General features: G+C 46.7%; 14 protein-coding genes. 7 read left to right on the top strand and 7 right to left on the bottom strand.

The annotated features are described in order from the left end of the window. The first annotated feature begins 136 nt into the window (after window positions 1-136). Complete coding sequence (locus ACH97_RS22120; protein WP_020450563.1) at window positions 137-4,474, top strand: multifunctional 2',3'-cyclic-nucleotide 2'-phosphodiesterase/3'-nucleotidase/5'-nucleotidase; 4,338 nt, start codon at window positions 137-139, stop codon at window positions 4,472-4,474. Window positions 4,475-4,515: 41 nt separating this feature from the next. Here the strand turns inward: ACH97_RS22120 and ACH97_RS22115 are convergent, their stop codons facing one another. Continuing rightward, window positions 4,516-5,199 carry an NAD(P)H-dependent oxidoreductase gene (locus ACH97_RS22115; protein ID WP_020450562.1) on the bottom strand — a complete coding sequence of 228 codons (684 nt, stop codon included), beginning with the start codon at window positions 5,197-5,199 and terminating at the stop codon, window positions 4,516-4,518. 130 nt (window positions 5,200-5,329) lie between these two features. On the opposite strand from ACH97_RS22115, the gene ACH97_RS22110 reads away from it, so the two are divergent. After that, window positions 5,330-5,722, top strand: coding sequence for a winged helix-turn-helix transcriptional regulator (locus ACH97_RS22110; protein WP_020450561.1), 393 nt, complete (start codon window positions 5,330-5,332; stop codon window positions 5,720-5,722). On the opposite strand, the gene ACH97_RS22105 is transcribed toward ACH97_RS22110, so the two are convergent. From ACH97_RS22105 to ACH97_RS22085, 5 genes are all read right to left on the bottom strand, one after another. Beyond that, window positions 5,719-6,609: an alpha/beta hydrolase gene (locus ACH97_RS22105; protein ID WP_020450560.1), complete on the bottom strand. Its 891-nt coding sequence runs from the start codon at window positions 6,607-6,609 to the stop codon at window positions 5,719-5,721. The genes ACH97_RS22110 and ACH97_RS22105 overlap by 4 nt on opposite strands. A gap of 102 nt (window positions 6,610-6,711) precedes the next feature. Next, window positions 6,712-8,007, bottom strand: coding sequence for a nucleotide sugar dehydrogenase (locus ACH97_RS22100; protein WP_020450559.1), 1,296 nt, complete (start codon window positions 8,005-8,007; stop codon window positions 6,712-6,714). Between the two features lie 85 nt (window positions 8,008-8,092). Further along, complete coding sequence (locus ACH97_RS22095) at window positions 8,093-9,157, bottom strand: Gfo/Idh/MocA family protein (RefSeq protein WP_020450558.1); 1,065 nt, start codon at window positions 9,155-9,157, stop codon at window positions 8,093-8,095. Continuing rightward, window positions 9,154-10,263, bottom strand: a complete 1,110-nt coding sequence (locus ACH97_RS22090; protein WP_020450557.1) for a DegT/DnrJ/EryC1/StrS family aminotransferase — start codon at window positions 10,261-10,263, stop codon at window positions 9,154-9,156. The genes ACH97_RS22095 and ACH97_RS22090 overlap by 4 nt, the downstream gene beginning before the upstream one ends. A 121-nt stretch (window positions 10,264-10,384) precedes the next feature. Continuing rightward, window positions 10,385-11,467 (bottom strand): glycosyltransferase, encoded by a 1,083-nt coding sequence (locus ACH97_RS22085; protein WP_020450556.1) that lies wholly within the window; start codon window positions 11,465-11,467, stop codon window positions 10,385-10,387. Window positions 11,468-11,660: 193 nt separating this feature from the next. Between ACH97_RS22085 and ACH97_RS22080 the strand changes: the two genes are divergently transcribed. The 5 genes from ACH97_RS22080 to ACH97_RS22060 all read left to right on the top strand — a co-directional run bounded on the left by ACH97_RS22080 (window position 11,661) and on the right by ACH97_RS22060 (window position 18,120). Next, a complete protein-coding gene (locus tag ACH97_RS22080; protein WP_020450555.1) occupies window positions 11,661-13,904 on the top strand; it encodes a glycosyltransferase in 2,244 nt (747 codons plus the stop codon). A 153-nt stretch (window positions 13,905-14,057) separates the two neighbouring features. Further along, on the top strand, window positions 14,058-15,431 hold the full coding sequence (locus ACH97_RS22075; RefSeq protein ID WP_020450554.1) for a glycosyltransferase: 1,374 nt from the start codon (window positions 14,058-14,060) through the stop codon (window positions 15,429-15,431). Window positions 15,432-15,497: 66 nt separating this feature from the next. Continuing rightward, entirely contained in the window at window positions 15,498-16,472 is a 975-nt protein-coding gene (locus ACH97_RS22070) for an NAD-dependent epimerase/dehydratase family protein (RefSeq protein WP_020450553.1), read from the top strand. A gap of 17 nt (window positions 16,473-16,489) precedes the next feature. After that, window positions 16,490-17,032 (top strand): acyltransferase, encoded by a 543-nt coding sequence (locus ACH97_RS22065; protein ID WP_035339210.1) that lies wholly within the window; start codon window positions 16,490-16,492, stop codon window positions 17,030-17,032. Then, the gene (locus ACH97_RS22060; protein ID WP_035339212.1) at window positions 17,029-18,120 is read left to right on the top strand and encodes a DegT/DnrJ/EryC1/StrS family aminotransferase; all 1,092 of its coding nucleotides are present in this window, start codon (window positions 17,029-17,031) and stop codon (window positions 18,118-18,120) included. Before ACH97_RS22065 ends, ACH97_RS22060 begins: the two co-directional genes overlap by 4 nt. Before the next feature lie 175 nt (window positions 18,121-18,295). Here the strand turns inward: ACH97_RS22060 and ACH97_RS22055 are convergent. After that, window positions 18,296-18,489 (bottom strand): hypothetical protein (locus ACH97_RS22055; RefSeq protein ID WP_193787099.1); only part of this gene is annotated, 194 nt, incomplete at its 5' end.

Below are 18,489 nucleotides of genomic sequence, written 5' to 3'. Positions count from 1 at the left end.
CTAAGTCACCCGGCAGACAGGGACAGACTTTGGAATCATTTTCTGAGTGTTTACAATATTCGCAACGAAAGTTCTACAAAACTTTACAAAAAGTTCTTACAATAGAAATTGTTACTCTAATCTGAAAGGTGGAGAAATGGTGGGAATACAGAAAAGACGGTTTTCAAGGAAAAACATTCTCCGTATTCTGCTAACCTCAGTGATGATACTCAGTTTACTCATTCCAAACACCCAGACATATGCAGAAGAACCAAATGAACACCCGCTGATCAACCTCAGCATCCTGGGTACGACAGATATCCACGCCCATATCATGGACTATGACTACTATGCCGACAAAGAAACGGCAGAATTCGGACTGGCCCGCACGGCTCAGCTGATCGAAAAGCACCGGAGCCGGAATCCGAACACGATTCTTGTCGACAACGGCGACTTAATTCAAGGGAACCCTCTAGGGGAGTATATCTTCAAACATGAACGTGAAGCAATTATCTCCGGAACGAAAACACACCCGATCATTGATGTCATGAACAAACTGCACTATGACGCCGGCACGCTCGGAAACCACGAATTCAACTATGGCCTTGAATTCCTTGACGGCACGATAAAAGGCGCCGAATTTCCCATCGTCAATGCCAATATAAAAACATCGGACGGAAAGAACAAATATACGCCATATCATATTGAAGAGCGGACGCTGACGGATGAAAGCGGCCAAAAGCACCAGCTTAAAGTCGGCTACATCGGCTTCGTTCCGCCGCAGATTTTAACATGGGATAAAAAGCATCTGGACGGCAAAATCACGGTGCAGGACATCACCGAATCAGCGAAACAAACGATTCCGAAAATGAAGCAAGAAGGCGCCGACGTGATCATTGCGATCGCCCACTCCGGAATTGAAAATGGCGAACAGGCGGCGGGAGCAGAAAACGCCGTATATGACCTGGCTCTCAAGACGGAAGGAATAGATGCGATCATCTCCGGACATCAGCACGGTCTGTTCCCCGGTACGGACTATCCAGGAAATGGCGTGATCGACAATCAAAAAGGAACGATCAACGGCATCCCTGTCGTCATGCCGAAAAACTGGGGCAGCCATTTAGGAATCATCGATATGCAACTTGAACAGGACGGCGGCAAATGGACAGTGAAAGATGCCAGCGCAAAAACGGAAGCGATTGCCGGACATGTGACGTCACGACACGACACCGTCGTTTCCACGATTAAAGACACACACGAAAAAACGCTTGAATACGTCCGCGCGCCGGTTGGCCAAACGGAAGCTGATATTAACAGCTTTTTCGCACAAGTAAAAGACGATCCTTCGATTCAGATTGTCACAGACGCACAAAAATGGTATGCGGAAGATGTCATGAAGGGAACGGAATACGAAAACCTGCCGATTTTATCAGCGGGCGCGCCATTTAAAGCAGGAGGGCGTAACGGTGCTGATTATTATACAAACATTAAAGCAGGAAACCTTGCGATCAAAAACATCGGCGATTTGTATTTGTACGACAATACGCTCTATATCGTCAAGCTGACGGGAAGCGAAGTGAAGGACTGGATCGAAATGTCGGCCGGGCAGTTCAACCAGATCGCCCCTTCAAAATCGGGTGAACAGGCGCTCCTCAACCCCGATTTCAGGTCGTATAATTTCGATGTCATTGACGGTGTGACCTACCAGATCGATGTCACACAACCGGCAAAATACAATGCGTCAGGCGGGGTGAAAAATCCGCAGGCTAACCGCGTCAAACAGTTGTCTTACAACGGAAAAGCCGTCCGCGACGATCAGGAATTCCTTGTGGTCACAAATAATTACCGCGCGTCCGGGGGCGGCGGATTCCCGCATCTGACGCAGGACAAAGTCGTTTATGCGGCGGCTGATGAAAACAGGCAGGTGCTCATGAACTACATCATGGAAAAGAAAACGGTCAATCCTGCCGCCGATAACAACTGGTCGATCGCTCCGATTAAAGGAGCCGATGTGACATTCGAATCTTCTCTCCTCGCCAAACCGTTTGCTGAAAAAGCGAAGGACATCGATTTTGTCAGAGAATCCGAAAACAGCGGATATGGCGTCTATAAGCTGAACTTTGAAGGTACAGAGCCTCCGGTTGATAATGGAAACTGGACGTTAACAGTCATGCACACGAACGACACGCACGCCCACCTTGATGAAGCGGCAAGGCGCGCTGCCAAAGTGAAAGAAATCCGCAGTGAAGCAGAAAACAATGTGCTGCTCGATGCCGGCGATGTCTTTTCCGGTGACTTGTATTTTACAAAATGGAACGGACTCGCCGATTTGAAGCTGATGAACATGATGGGCTATGACGCCATGACCTTCGGCAACCATGAATTTGATAAAGGGCCGAAAGTGCTCGCAGACTTTCTGAGCGGAAACAATGCGGCCGTCGATCCGTTAAACAGACACCAGCTGGAAAAGCCCGATTTTCCAATCGTCAGCTCCAATGTCGATGTATCAAAGGAGCCTCAGCTGCGAAGCTTTCAAAAAGAGCCTGCACTCTTAACAGCGGGAGAAAAGAAAGAAAGCGGCATCTATCCTTATATTCTGCTTGATGTAAATGGCGAGCAAGTCGGCGTATTCGGCCTGACGACGGAAGATACGTCATATACGTCAAGCCCCGGACCGAACATTGCGTTCCATGACGCTTATCTGTCAGCGGAGAAAACGGTCAAGGAACTGAAAGAAAAAGAAAAGGTCAACAAAATCATCGCCCTCACCCACCTCGGCTACAACCGGGATCTGGAGCTGGCAAAAAAAGTGAAGGGCATCGATTTGATTATCGGCGGGCATACGCATACACTCGTCGATCATTTAAAAGTGGTGGAGAGCGAAGAACCGACAATCGTCGCCCAAGTGAAAGACTACGGGCAGTTTTTAGGACGGGTCGATGTTGTGTTTGATGAGAAAGGCGTCGTTCAAACGGATCAATCAAGGTTCAATTTGATCGCGATTGACGGCAAAGTGGACGAAGATCCTCCAGCGAAAGAAGTGCTTGACGGCTTTAAAGAAGATATTGACGAACTGAAGAAGAAAAAAGTAGGCTATGCCGATGTCCCGCTTGACGGAAAACGCGAGCATGTCCGCTCAAAAGAAACCAACCTCGGCAATTTTATCGCGGACGGCATGCTGAAGAAAGCAAAACAAGCTGGCGGGGCTGACATCGCCATCACAAACGGCGGCGGAATCAGAAGCGGTATTGCCAAAGGCGACATCACACTCGGCGATGTGCTGACGGTTATGCCGTTCGGCAACACCCTTTATGCCGCTGATTTGACGGGTGCGCAAATCAAAGAAGCGCTTGAGCACGGGGTGAGCCAAGTCGAAGAAGGCGGAGGCGCGTTTCCGCATGTCGCGGGTTTATCCTTCACATTTACACTGAGCAAGCCAAAAGGTGAGCGCATCCTTGATGTGAACCTTGTCAATGACAAAGGGGATGCTGTTCCGCTCGATTTGGACAAAACCTATCGTGTGGCTACAAATAACTTCATGGGCGGCGGCGGAGACGGCTATTCCGTTTTTAAAGAAGCGAAAAACGGTGTCGATCTCGGTTTTACCGATTACGACATTTTTACAGAGCAGCTTGCCTTGTACGATTCTGTTTCACCGAACATCGAAAACAGAATCACAGAAGTGTTCCTTCCTGACCGTCAGACAGACGGCACTTGGACGCTTGCGGAAAAACCGTTCGAAACATACGCGAAAAACGCAAATCAGGTGATTGCTTATTTCCCCGACACAGAAAAAGACCACATCAAGCTGAATATGACAAAAGCACAGACTGACCTTGTCAAAGAAAGAACTGATGATCCAAGTATCACCCTGAAAAACGATCGCATTGCGATGCAGCTTCCAGCCGTTAATCTGGCAAGCGAAAAGACTAAAATCAGCATCAAAATCGCCAAGAATATCAAACAGGCGGTCACAAAGGTATATGATTTCAACATTCAGCAGAATGGAAAAACGGTCAGCACATTTAAAGAGCCTGTCGGACTGTTTTTCCAAGTCGAGGCTCCTGACAAACATTTGAGCGTCTATTATGTCGACCGCAAAAACAACAGCTTCACAAAAGTGACAAACGGCTATACGAAAGGCCGTACCGTTGCAGGCTATGTCGACCATTTCAGCGAGTATACCGTGATGAATGACAAAGATGCCGGGTCTCCTTCACTTCCGCCGGGTTCAGGCGATGATGACGGTCCGAATGGCGGCAGCGGCGGTGAACCCCCTGCTTCGCCCGGCGCCGGAAGCGGCGGAGACGGATCAGGCGGTCATGGCAGCGGCGGGTCAGATGACGGAAATGAACCTTCAGATGGTTCAAACGGCGGGTTTTTGCCTGACACCGCTTCAAACGCCTATCATTGGCTGATGCTCGGCCTGCTGCTGCTTATATCCGGAAGCGGTCTGTACCTTTACCAAAGGAAGCGGCGCAAACTCCAAATCTAAATAAAAAAGTGCGGTCTGCTAAAGGCAGAACCGCACTTTTTTTATTCAACCCATTTCACGATTTGATCAAGCGCCCGTCTCGTCTTCGGACGCGGTTCTTTCACGCGGTAACCGAAAGCGGCCATGACCGAGATGTCAAAGCGGCCGTCCTCCAACAATCCTTCTTTTTCAAGGATGTCGTGGACTTTGTCGTAGTTAAAGCCTTCAATCGGGCAGGAGTCAATACCGATCAAGGCGGCCGCCGTCATCATGTTGGCTAGCGCGATGTACGTTTGCTTTGATACCCAGTCAAACATCGCTCTGTCGCTTTCGTACAAATGAAAATCGCCGTCTTGGAAACTTTTCAGAACGCCGTCTTCTTTCAGCATATTTTCAATGATGTCCTCCGGCATTTTTTTCACATGCTTTAACTGATCTGCAACATACCCGGAATCATGCCGCATTTCCTTAGCCGTGCGTCCGAGCAGCAAAACGAAATGGCTGGCTGTCGGCAGCTGTCCCTGTGCGCCCCATGAGACCTGGCGCAGTTTTTCACGCAGCTCTTTATTTTGGACGACGACGAACTTCCACGGCTCGAGGCCGACAGAGCTTGGCGACAGTCTGCCCGCTTCTAAAATGAACTGAAAATCCTCGTCTGATATCTTTCTGTCCGGATCAAACTCTTTTGTCGCGTGTCTAAATTGGAATGCGTCAAGAATCTCCTGCTTCTTGGATTGCTGTGTCATGTTCTGTTCTCTCCTTTTGTCTATAGTTTATATTCCTTTCTTAATTTCATTCTAATCATTATAATAGCAATAAGAAAGTACGCACATTTTTGTGGCATAGTATCATTTTTTATACTAAGGAGAGAGGAAAATGAACAAGAATCCGAAGGCATGCGAAACACCGGACGGTTATTCATGCCCGGTGGAAGCAACGATCGATATCATCGGCGGCAAATGGAAAAGCGTCATTCTGTATCATTTGATCGATGATAAAAAACGCTTTAATGAGCTGCGTCGTTTAATTCCCGCCGTGACACAGCGGATGCTGACCCTCCAGCTTCGCGAACTTGAGCGTGACGGCATCGTCTGCCGCACGATTTATAAGCAGGTTCCCCCGAAAGTCGAGTACAGTTTAACTGAGTTCGGCAAGACGCTGATTCCGATCATCAGTCAAATGATGAATTGGGGAGCTTCCTATGCCGGAAAAATCAAGGAAGCGCGCCAACGATCGGCTGCCGCTGAAATGCTGGAATCGCAAGGCTAATTGGCCGGCTCGATTTTCAAGAGAAAGTCTTTGATTCTGCTTAAGTATTCTTCAGGATCGTGGCGGAATCCGCCGACATGTCCGGCACCTTCAATCAAATACAGTTTCTTTATCCCTTTTTTCCGGTTATACAGGCTTTTGGCCATTTCCGGCGGAACAAGCTGATCATTTGTGCCGTGGATGATCAACAGCGGCGTGTCTGACTGCTCAAGATTGCTGACCGGCGATATGTCGGCAAGGCTCCAGCCGTGGCGCCGTTTGATCAGCCCGCTTGCCAACGGGATGAGAAACGGCACGGACAATTTGACGGCGGCTTTCAGCTGAAAGCGGCATAGCTCTGTTAAATCGCTGAAGCAGGAATCGGCAATACAAAACTTGATTCTCCTGTCCTGTTTCATCAGCTCGATGGCAGCCGCGGCTCCTAGCGATTCGCCAAGCACTCCGATCCAAAGGTCTTTGCCGAACCTGTTCTCAAGCTCGTCAGCCCACCTCGCCAAATCATCCTTTTCGTAAAATCCGTAAGAAACGTGTGAACCGCCGCTCAATCCGTGGCACCTGCTGTCGCAAAGCAGAACATTGTAGCCGATGGACTGGAACAGCTCGACGTATTTATACCCTCCAAACAGCGACCACTTGATGCCGTGGGAAACGATGACGGCTTTCCTGCTCTTTTGAACGGGAAAAAGCAGCGCATGCAGCCGGCATCCATCCCCCGCCGTCAAAAACAGCTCTTCTTTGTCGTGTGACTCAAACACATCATCGATGATCTCGCCGTGTTTGAGTCCGCTGAAAAAGGTTTCTTCATATGTGCTCCTGTTCGGCATAACAAACAAATAGCTGACAATCAAACTGACGGCAAAAATACTGATCCCAATTCCAAAGACCATCAACAAAACTCCGATCCACACGGCCCTCACCCTTTACGTTCTTGTTTTAACTTATTGTATTCCGAACGGGTCTGGGCGTGAGTCGCGGAAAAAAAATTGGCGTCAAGAGCACCCGTTTCCGAGCTGGATGACTTTCGCTTTTCCTGCTGCTTCTCTCAACACGCCTCTTGTATCAAATATCACGGTTGCATGGTTTAGTAACAGCTCTTTCGGAAGTGCGTCATGATCGGTCAAAACGACAACACAGTCGTACGCTTTCAGCATCTCTGAATCTATCGGCATGCTTGCCAGTTTTTTGCCGCTGAGGTCGAGTTCCGGAACGTGCGGATCATGGTAGGAAACATCAGCCCCCATGCCGATCAGCTTCTCTATAATATCAAGCGATTTTGATTCGCGGACATCCGCTATATTACGTTTATAGGTGACGCCATAGATTAAAATGCGGGCGTCTGTCGCCTTATCTTTCCCTGCCAGTTGCAAGGAACGCTCTGCGATATAGCGGACGATTCTATCATTTGTCGCTTCCGACAGCTCGATAAAGTCGCTCGATAAACCGCTTTGTTTCATGACAAACTGCAAATACAGCGGATCGACGGGGATGCAATGGCCGCCGATGCCGGGACCTGGATAAAACGCCGCAAAGCCGTACGGCTTCGTGCTTGCCGCCTCGATGACTTCCCATACATTCACCCCGAGCTTGTCGCATATCATCGCAAATTCATTAATGAATGAAATATTAATAAACCGGTACGTATTTTCCAGCAGCTTTGTCAGCTCCGCTGTTTCAGGCGATGTGACAGGCACAACCTCTTCATAAATGCCGCTGTATAATTGATGCACCTTTTCAAGGCATGCCTCCGTCGTGCCTCCCACTACCTTCGGCACGACTTCAATCGGGAATTGATTGCCCGGATCAACGCGTTCTGGAGAATAAGCCAAATAAAAATCCTTTCCGCATACAAGGCCGCTTTCTTCGAGGATCGGTTTGACGATGTCCCTTGTCGTACCCGGATATGTCGAGCTTTCCAACACAACGAGCTGCCCTTTTTTCAAGTGCCCTCCAATCGATTGCGCCGCTCTTTTCACATAAGTCAAATCAGGACCCGCATCATCATTCAGCGGCGTCGGTACGCAGATGATGACGGCATCCGCTTCGCCGATTAAACCGTAGTCCGAAACAGGACGAAAGAAACCGGTGCCTATTCCGTCCTGCACCGCTTGATCATTGATATCTGAAATATAGCTGTTCCCTTTCCGTAATGCCTCGACTTTCTTTTTATCCAAATCAACACCGATAACCCGAATTCCTTTTGATATCAACAACATGGCCAAGGGCAGACCGACAAACCCCAAGCCGATGACCGCTATCGTTTCGTTATGCATTTCCTGTTTGCTCATTTATCAAATCGCCCCTTCTGTACATTCCTTTAATAAACTATGTTTTAAATCTTTTTTTGAAAGGGACGATCTACCAAATCAAAACCTATTTATTTTTCATATCAGATGTTTGAAACGAAGAAAGAGGCAGCTGCACCGGCTGCTTCTGCAGCACAGACTGGTAGATTCCAAAAATCGTTTCAATCGCCTTTTTCCCTTCATAACCGTCAACCAATAGTGTGTCTTGGCGCTTGACGGCGCTTATAAAGTTTTGGTACATGACGGTTTGTTCGCCGCCGAGATCAATCAGCTGCGCCGCTTCTTCAGCAGCATCCTTCTCCCCGTGGATATACCAGCGGCTGATCCGGTTTAATGCCGGGCCTTCCAATGAAATCGTTCCATGTTCTCCAAAAATCGAGAGAGAGCTTCCGATATTGTTTGGCTGTGTGACGATATTCGCTTCTACTACTCCTTTCGCCTGACTGGCAAACGTCAGAACACCGACAGCAACATCTTCCGTTTCTTTTGCTCCGGAACCGCCCAGTATATCTCCGTAAACGCCTTTTACATCACCTAAAAACCATTGCAGCAGATCGATCAGATGTATCCCTTGATTGACCAGCATCCCGCCGTCTTTTTCCCAGCTTCCCCGCCAGGTTGCCGCTTCATAATAAGCGGGTGACCTGTTTAAGCGAAGCGATACTGTGCCTAAGTAGATCCTTCCCAGTTTTCCTCTCTCAATCGTTCCCTTCAGTTTTTTCATGATCGGCCGGTGGCGCATCTGGTGGCAGACCATGAGCTTCAGCCCGTTCTGTTCCGCCAGTTCTATCAGCTCATCGGCATCCTGTAATGACAAGGTCATTGGTTTTTCGACGATGACGTGCTTGCCTGCCTGCAGCGCAGCTTTGGCCATTTCGGCGTGCAGTCCCGAAACCGCCGCAATAATGACCGCTTCTATTTTAGAATCTGAAAGCAGCGCTTGATACTGCTGATAACGGGTCATTCGGCTTTCATCTCCGGCGAAGGAAGCATAGTATTGTTCCGCCTCCTTCATCCGTTCTTCCTGCAAATCACTGACGGCCGACAACTTTGCATCACCGCACCCGGCCAGTGCTTGAAGATGTTTTCTTGACATATAGCCGCAGCCGATTAAACCGAAATGAACCGTCACTTTCCCCCTCCTCCTTTTTTCAGCAGCGCGGAAATAATTTGCTCTTGTTCCTCAGCGGCTAGAAAAGGATCCATCGGAATCGCGAAAAGGGTTTCGGACAAGGACTCAGCTATAGGGAAATCGCCTTTTTTGTACTGCAATGAAGAATAGACCGTTTGCAAATGAAGGCAGCAAGGATAATACACGCCAGAATGAATGTTCTGCTCTTTCAGCGATTGAATGAATTCGTCGCGGTCTTTCGCGCCGATACAATAGAGATGATAGATATGTGTGCGGTCTTCTTTCTCAGCCGGCAGTGTGAGATGCTCCGCCGTTTTCAAACCTTTCTTGTAGCGGCTGGCAACTTTTCTTCTTTGTTCATTCCAGCCGTCGATTTTCTCAAGAAGAATGAGCAAAGCAGCGGCATGTAATTCATCAAGACGGCTGTTGAAACCGATTTTGTCATGGAAGTATTTTTTGCTTGTGCCATGGGTTCTGAGTGTTCTTAATTGCCGGGCCGCATCCGGATCTGAAATCGTCACCATTCCCCCGTCTCCCAACGTTCCCAGGTTTTTTGTCGGGAAAAATGAAAAACAGGCGGCATCCCCGATGCTGCCGACAGGCCGCCCTTTATACGATGCGCCGAACGCTTGGCAGGCATCCTCAATCACAAGCAGTCCGTGTTTTTTGGCAATCGCCATGATCTCGTCCATATCAGCCGGCTGTCCGAAAATGTGGACGGGAATGATCGCTTTAGTAGCAGAGGTGATGTTTTCTTCTATTTCTTCCGGATCAAGGTTGCAGGTTTCACGATCAACATCAGCAAACACCGGCTTAGCCCCCACCCTTGAGACAGCTTCGGCGGTCGCAAAAAAAGTGAACGGCGTCGTAATGACCTCATCCCCTTTGCCGATACCGAAAGCTTCGAGCGTCAGCACTAATGCATCCGTTCCGTTGGCGACCGCGACCGCTTCTTTTACACCAAGCTTTTCGGCTATTCTTTTCTCCAGCTCTTCAACCTTCGGCCCCAATATATATTGGCCGCTGTCCAACACATGCTCAAACTCTTGTAAAATATCTTCTTTTACCGTTTGAAACTGGCGTTTTAAATTGATTAACGGGATCATCTCTGTTCCTCCTCTAAAATCAAAAAGTTCCAAAATAAGTTATGATGCCTGCCGGTAATTTGGCACGGCTTGATTTTTTTCATAAAAAAAGACCTACTTGTTCAGTAAGTCTTGACCATGCTTATTTGTTAATGCCTAATTTCCCTTCCAGCAGCTGTTTGTTATGAAGGACGGATTTGTCATCGGGACGGTATTTTCTCGCCTCTTCATTGTGCTGATACGACTTTTCAAAGTCTCCTAAATTGTAGTAGCACACACACATTTGCAAGTGAGGGTACCAAGTGTAATATGCCGGATAGGTGAAGCTCCATTTATTCGAATCAGGCACCAGTGTTGTCGCCAGCTCATACCAGTAGATAGCGGCATTGTATTCCCGCCGCCGCTGAAAGTTATAGCCGATTCTTGAGCATGTTTCGGCACGAGGCGTTTTGGAAAATTCAAATGACTGGAAGAGCGATCTCAGCTCATTATCCAAGTCGCCGAGAAAGCGGTGGCAGTCGGCTTTGTTGATGCAGGCGTATACTTTGTCTTCAATCCATCCTTCTTTCATTTCAATGTTTTTATTGTAGCTTTCAATTGCTTTTTCGTAGTGTCTGTTTTCTCTTAATTCATTTCCGTAGTAAAAATAGTCGCGCGGGGTAAACGTGTCGCCGCGATCGATCTTCTTTTGGTAAATATTGAGGTTTCGTCCGACAGAGTGGCGGATTTTTTTATGCGTCACCGAGATATCGGCATTGATGATGTTCCCGAATACCTCCAAATATTGATGGCAGTCGCCTTTCCATTTAAAGTTTTTCTCCCTTTTCACCAGGCGGTTGCGGCGGTACCTTAAGGTCACATTTCCGAATTCATCAGTTCCCGCATCATAGTACATGGACACGGAATCAACGGAAGGATCAAGCGTTTCCTTCAACTCTTTTAATTTTTTCTGATCTTTCTCAAGCAACACATCGTCCGCATCCAGATAGAGAATATAATCCTTCGTGGCGTGTTTAAACGATTCATTGCGGGCAGCCGCAAAATCGCCGATCCATTCAAAGAAAAAGACGCGGTCTGTGTAGCGCTTCGCAATTTCTACGGTTTGATCTGTCGATCCCGTATCCACAATGTTAATTTCATCTACAATGTCTTTCACTGTATCAAGGCATCTCGCCAATACTTCTTCTTCATTTTTGACAATCATACATAGACTGATTGTAACCAAAGCCTTCACTCCCTGAGACTCTTTTTTAAAATCTACCCATAAAATATGAACCAGCAGCTGATCGCGTTTGTGCCGCTGTCACTGTTTTAGCTTTTCAGGCTGTGCCATTTCCGAAGTATTTTTCATAGAACTTTCTTTTCTCGCTTGAATATAGATACTACTAGCGAAAATGTGTTTAACCAGGAGGTTTCAGATGGATAATGAATTGGAATATTTGCTAGACTCTGTTGGGCTTAGTTGGAGAGAAACCGAAATATCCCAACTGATATTTCAACACAAATGGCACGATGCTGCGCAGAAGCTGGAAGAGAGGCTGGAAGCCGCTCCCTTCGATCCCGGCTTACTGATAAGCGCTGCTTTTGTTTATGAAAAAAAGCAGCAGGTTCAGAGAGCGTCTGAATTATATGATGATGCCCTCCTGTTTGTCAGGAGCGAACATCAACATCGCCTCATGAAGGAGAAAGAAGACCTTTTCAAAAAAATGGTCAGGCGTCCAAAGATCATTTTTTTCGTCAAACCGGATTTAGACCGGTTTTTGAATGCTGTCGTTGAGCGCCTTTCCGGAACTTACCGGACCAGAAAAATCGCGGTTCATGATTTGAATCAAATCGACACTGGTATGCAATGGGCGGATATTTGCTGGTTTGAATGGTGCGATGATTTATTGATCCACGGGAGCAAAGTCCCTTCTGCAGCGGCCAAAACATTAATATGCAGGCTCCACAGCTATGAAGCATTTACTTTTTATATTAAAAAGGTATATTGGCAAGCGGTGGATCAAGTGATCTTTGACGGGGAACACATGCGGGAATATGTATTAGATCAAGTTAAATCGTTGAAAAAAGAGAAAACGGCCGTCGTTCCAAATGGAATCAATTTAGACGAATACACCTTTCAGCAAAGGCAAAAAGGCTTTCATATCGCATATGTCGGCTATATCAACTATAAAAAAGGTCCGATGCTTTTGCTGCAGGCTTTCAAGGCACTGATTGACAAAGACTCAAGATACAAACTGTTCATCGCCGGGACGTTTCAGGACGCCCGCTATCAGTTGTACTTCAAGCAAATGATTGATGAACTCCGGCTGACTGACAGCGTCCAATTTGACGGATGGCAGGATGATATGAATCAATACTTGGAAGATAAGCATTACCTGATTTGCACGAGCCTTCTTGAAAGTCAGCATATGTCGGCCATGGAAGCGATGGCTAAAGGCATAAAACCGCTGATTCACAATTTTTACGGCGCAAAGACGATATACGATGAATCAGTTGTTTGGAATACAATAGATGAATTCGTGGCCATGATCACAAGCGGTGATTATACATCTCTCCATTATCGGTCGTTTATTGAAGAGCATTATTCATATGACCTGAGCATGCGCAAAATTGAAGAGATGATTTCAGGCTTTGCAAAGCAGTCAGAGTTGACGGTTATGCCAAATCCGCCGCTGATTACGGTAGGCATCATCAACTATAATTACAGTAATTTTATTGATGAATGCCTTCAATCCGTTTTAAATCAACTCTACCCTAATATCGACATTCTGATCGTTGACGACCACTCAACTGACGACTCGATGCAAAAAATCAGCAGCTATCAAAAAACGCATCCGCACATTCGAACGATATGCCACAGCGAAAATACAAAACTTCCTGATCTCGCTTTTAAGGAAATCTTCCAAGAGGCAAAAGGCGAATATGTTTTGCTTTTAAGCGCAGATGATTTCCTTCCGCACAATTTGGTGCTCCATGACTTTATGCAGTGCTTTTTTGGAGAAGAGGGATTAGATTATGTGTACGGGGACCTTTTGCTTGTTGATCAACACGGAAAAAATGCGGGGCTGTGGACGTATCAAGAGTATGGCGATGAGGAGCTGGTGAGGACTATTTTTCAAAGGGGCGGCTCAGGCATTGTCCCGATGGTGGGCATGTTTAAAGCATCTTATTATCAGCAAAAAGGCTTTACTTGGCTGGTTGATCCGCAAAAGCCGCTTGCAGGGGATGTGCTGAATTGTTTGGCCAACACGAAGCGCGGCTGGAAGCGCCGCTATTTAAGAAAACCTGTATTGTGCTACCGCCGCCATCAAAACAATATTTCCTACCAATTGCATAAAAGGATTCAATCGCTTGTGTACGTCATCGACTATATTGTGAAAGAATTTGACGAAAGCGTCTATTTTCCCCATATCAAATGGAAGGAGCTTGAGGAAAATCAAAGACAGTCCTTGAAATATTTCAGCATCGGAAAAACCTTTTGGAGAATGGCCCGGAGATACGCACAAAACGGATATACCCGGCATTTAGATCAAGACGCCAAAAAAGAATGCATTCAGCCGCTCCTGGATAAAATGGATGAATACTTCCTATTAAGCCTCGCTTCAGACAATCAGTATGAACGATATATGAAAAATATAAAAAAAATCCAGCTGATATAATGCCTTCCGCTCTGTGGAAGGTTTTTCTCTTATACTCTCGCACAAATACACAGTCATATAGATTCATTTATACGTATGATAGAGCGCACAAAGCGTTTTTATTCTGCCATTAAAAGGAGAAATTGAAAGCAGCGTGATCGATGGGAGGTCATCATGAAAGATTTCAAGTCAGACATCATTCATTGTCTGGAACAAAAAGATTGGAACAAAGCCATGAAACGCTTAAAAGAGTGGGAAGCCGACGGCTCGCATAACGAGCCCGATTTTTATTTTTTTCAAGCCTCTCTTTCTGTCTATCTCGGCCATGACCATAACGCCTGGCTATGGCTCTGGAGGGGGCTTGACCTTTTTCCTGATAACAGATCTTTAAATCTGCTGATGGGAAAAGTGTGCCTGCGCACCGGAAGGGAAAAAGAGAGCGCGGCCTATCTTCAAAAAGGAGATGGAGCAGAAACCGAAAGCGGGCCAAAGCTTGATCTTCCTGTTCATGAAAAAACCGAGCCTCCGGCCGGGCAAATTCGCGTTTTGCAAGGCACAATGGAAATCGCCAACCAAATGAACACCTTGGCTAAAGGGCTCTCACAGCATGGCGCGCTTGCCCACACTTTAAATTACTATCCTTATTATTTAAATTACGCTGCCGACTACACCTGGTCATTGCTGAAAGAACGCAATACGCCCGCCATGAATGCGAAGCTGAGAAGGCTTGCCAGTGATCTCTTGCCATCCTATGATTTGTTCCATTTTCATTTTGGCACAAGCTTTACGCTGGACATGTCGGATTATCCCATTTTAAAACAGGCAGGTAAACCAATGATCATGCATCATTGGGGCAGCGATGTGAGGCTTTATTCAACATTGGCTAAAACAAATCCATACGCCGTTGTCAAAACGAAAAACGAAGCGCTAATTCGATATCACCTCAAACGAATTTCACAATATGTCCAGCACTGCATCGTCGCCGATATGGAACTTTACGAGTATGTAAAAGACTATTATGAGCATATCCACATGATTCCTACCATGATCCAGCTTGACCGCTATATTCCCGACTACAGGTCAAATGAAAAACCGCTCATCGTTCATGCCCCCACCTCTCCAGGAATAAAAGGAACCCGCCATATCCTTAAGGCGGTGGAGTCTTTAAAAGAAAAATACGATTTTCATTTTCACCTAGTACGAGGGGTTTCTCATGAACAGGCAAAGAAAATCTATCAAAAGGCGGATTTGATCATTGATCAGCTTCATATCGGCAGCTATGGATTATTTGCCGTCGAATCGATGGCAATGGGGAAACCCGTTATCTGTTGGGTCAGTGATTTTATGAAGGAGCACTATCCTTCCGAACTGCCTCTCATAAGAGCAAATCCCGACAACATTACAGAAGTGATTGAAAATGTGCTGAAAAACCGGGATATGCTGCCGGAAATCGGCCAGAAAGGAAGAAAGTATGCAGAAGTTCATCATGATATGGTGAAAAATAGCAAAAAAATGCTGGCTGTTTATCAGGCGCTACTTTCGGGATGATATTGAACACCTTTCGCGTCGCGGGATTTGTAATTCAAAAAAACGAAACAAGCAGGTGAACAATTGATGAGCGATATGACAGAGTTATCCGGCCAGCATATTTTCATAACTGGCGGAGCAGGCTTTATCGGATCCTCTTTAATAGGAAAGCTGATAGAGCGCAACAGCGTCACCGTATACGACAATTTTTCAAGAGACTCCCTCCGGTATAAACCTTACCGGGACCATCCTCACTTGAAAGTGGTGCAGGGAGACATTTTAGATGTGAACACGCTTAAAAAGGCGATCCAGGGGGCCAGCCACATTGTCCACGCCGCCGGCATCGCAGGGATTGACACGGTCATTCAAAATCCCGTTAAAACGATGCAGGTCAACATGATCGGTTCAGCCAATCTGCTAGAAGCGGCTGCAGGTTTAACCGAATGCAAAAGGGTCGTTTGTTTCAGTACGAGTGAAGTGTTCGGCCAAATCGCTTTCAGAGCGCGCGAGACCAGTCATACTGTTTTAGGGGCTGTGGGAGAAGCTCGCTGGACATATGCTGTCAGCAAACTCGCCGAGGAACATATGGCATATGCCTATTTTAAAAAACTGGGGCTCCCGACCGTCACCGTCCGCCCTTTTAATGTTTATGGACCGGAACAAGTCGGGGAAGGCGCCATCAAAACGATGGTTCACAGAGCTCTGTTAGATGAGCCGATTTATATTCACGGCGACGGAACGCAAATCCGGGCCTGGTGTTATGTAGATGACATGATCGACGGAATATTGCGCTGTTTGACGATGAAAGAAGCCATCGGAGAGTCTTTCAACATCGGCAATGAACGGACTGTGATCACTGTATACGGATTGGCAAGCACGATTATCAGAGTTCTTGGATCAAAATCGCAAATCATCTTTGGAGAGAAAAAAGAAGCCGATATTGAACTTCGCATCCCTCAGGTCAATAAAGCAAAAGAAATGCTCGGTTTCAGCGCAAAAGTAGATCTGGAAGAAGGGATCACAAGAACAGCTGAAAGCATTCGAAAAAATTTGGATCAATAAGAAAGGAGGCGCTTTTGTTGAAACAATGGAAAAGCGAAGGAAAAGGTGAATTTACCCTTTCCCAGCTTGGAGGGTGCGGCGAAAATGTCGTTATTGAAGACGGAGTCCGCATTTTTCATCCGGAAAATATCTATATCGGAGATAACGTTTATATCGGCCATGACACGATTTTAAAAGGCTATTATAAGCATGACCTGATCATCGGCTCAAACAGCTGGATCGGTCAGCAATGTTTTATACACGGTGCCGGCGGGGTTACAATCGGAGAATTTGCGGGAATTGGTCCGAATGTCCGGATACACGCCGCCTACCATACCGATCCTGATATACCCGATAGTACCATTTTGTTTTCGCCGCTTACATTCGCTCCCATTCATATTGAAGAAAACTGCAACATCGGGATCGGTGCGTCTATTTTAGCAGGCGTTACGATAGGCGCCCACTCCAAAATCGGAGCAAACGCCGTCGTCAATCGTCATATTCCCCCGTACAGCATAGCGGTAGGCGTGCCGGCAAAGGTGATCAAAAACCGAAGGATGAAAGATGAGGAGCCCTCATGATCAGATTGATCGAGCCGTATATTACGTTTGAAGAAGTGGAAGCAGAATTAAAAGAAATATTTTCTTCCGGCATCCTGACAAAAGGCCCTTATGTCAGAACATTTGCTGATCATATTAAACAGTATGTAAGTGCAAAGCATGCTTTTTTAACAACATCGGCTACAACGGCTTTATCGATGTGCCTTAAAAGCCTTAACGTCCAACCCGGAGACGAAGTGATCGTCTCAGACTTTTCGTTTCCCGCCACTGTCAATGTAATAGAAGATTTAGGTGCCAAGCCGATTTTTGCCGATGTTGATCTTGAAACATTTAACATGCTTCCAGAAGAGCTGGAAAGTCAAATCACGTCCCGGACAAAAGCCGTTCTTTTTGTAGATGCTCTTGGAAACCCGACAGGTATCACAAACATCAAACACATTTGTGAAGCGTACGGCTTACCGCTTGTGGATGATGCCGCTTGTGCGATGGGCAGCAGTGAATACGGTTGTAAATCCGGAAAAATTGCCGATCTTACCTGTTTTAGCTTTCACCCCAGAAAGCTGCTTACGACAGGCGAAGGAGGGGCAATTACAACCGACCGGGAAGCGTTGAAAGATTGGTTTTCAGTCAAGTTAAACCATGGCGCCGCTATCTCTGACGGCCAATTGGATTTTATGGATTTCGGCTACAACTACAGATTATCTGATATCCAAGCCGCTCTTGGAATCAAACAGCTCCAAAAACTAGATGACATCATTCATCGCAGAAACCTTCAGCAGAAAGCATATAGTGAACAGCTTGAACCCCTCGGATTCCAAAGTCAAAAAATCGGACCTGACGTTGTACACAATACACAATCCGCCGTTTTCAAAATTCCAAAAAACATCGTTCGCGACGAATTGATTCAATATTTGAGCGACTGCCATATAGAGTCGACTTTCGGCACCTATTGCTTAAGCGGCACTACCTATTACCGCCGCAAATACAGACAGATTAAACCCAATTCCATTTTTCTTGAACAAAATACGATCACCCTCCCCTGTCATGACCAAGTCAATGTGGAGCAGGTAGTCTCAGCCATTCAATCATTTAGCCAACGTAAAGTCTAATCAATCAAAAACATCCCTTTCACAAAATAGTGACAGGGATGTTTTTATTCTTAGAAATAAGCAATAGAAAAAAGGCAGTAAACCATAGGTTTACTGCCCCCTGAATCATTCGCATAGCATTCCAGCGAAGTTCCGGAAAAACAAACGGAAAATATTTGCTAATAGTCGTTAAATATTAAGCGCCGGTTGGACCTGTTGGGCCGGTTGGACCTGTCGGGCCAGTTGGACCTGTCGGGCCAGTTGGACCCGTCGGGCCAGTTGGACCTGTCGGGCCAGTTGGACCTGTCGCTCCGGTTGGACCTGTCGCTCCGGTTGGACCTGTTGGACCTGTCGCTCCCGTTGCTCCGGTTGGACCGGTTGCTCCCGTCG

It is taken from the genome of Bacillus paralicheniformis, assembly GCF_001042485.2.
GTDB classification, from domain to species: Bacteria; Bacillota; Bacilli; order Bacillales; family Bacillaceae; genus Bacillus; species Bacillus paralicheniformis.
Note: the sequence above shows the minus strand (reverse complement) of the source record. Positions and strands in the feature narration are given on the sequence as shown.

Coding starts and splice junctions, on each gene's coding strand:
- ACH97_RS22120 (WP_020450563.1), top strand. CDS start 137: ATGGTGGGAATACAGAAAAGACGGTTTTCAAGGAAAAACATTCTCCGT.
- ACH97_RS22115 (WP_020450562.1), bottom strand. CDS start 5,199: ATGACACAGCAATCCAAGAAGCAGGAGATTCTTGACGCATTCCAATTT.
- ACH97_RS22110 (WP_020450561.1), top strand. CDS start 5,330: ATGAACAAGAATCCGAAGGCATGCGAAACACCGGACGGTTATTCATGC.
- ACH97_RS22105 (WP_020450560.1), bottom strand. CDS start 6,609: ATGGTCTTTGGAATTGGGATCAGTATTTTTGCCGTCAGTTTGATTGTC.
- ACH97_RS22100 (WP_020450559.1), bottom strand. CDS start 8,007: ATGAGCAAACAGGAAATGCATAACGAAACGATAGCGGTCATCGGCTTG.
- ACH97_RS22090 (WP_020450557.1), bottom strand. CDS start 10,263: ATGATCCCGTTAATCAATTTAAAACGCCAGTTTCAAACGGTAAAAGAA.
- ACH97_RS22080 (WP_020450555.1), top strand. CDS start 11,661: ATGGATAATGAATTGGAATATTTGCTAGACTCTGTTGGGCTTAGTTGG.
- ACH97_RS22075 (WP_020450554.1), top strand. CDS start 14,058: ATGAAAGATTTCAAGTCAGACATCATTCATTGTCTGGAACAAAAAGAT.
- ACH97_RS22070 (WP_020450553.1), top strand. CDS start 15,498: ATGAGCGATATGACAGAGTTATCCGGCCAGCATATTTTCATAACTGGC.
- ACH97_RS22060 (WP_035339212.1), top strand. CDS start 17,029: ATGATCAGATTGATCGAGCCGTATATTACGTTTGAAGAAGTGGAAGCA.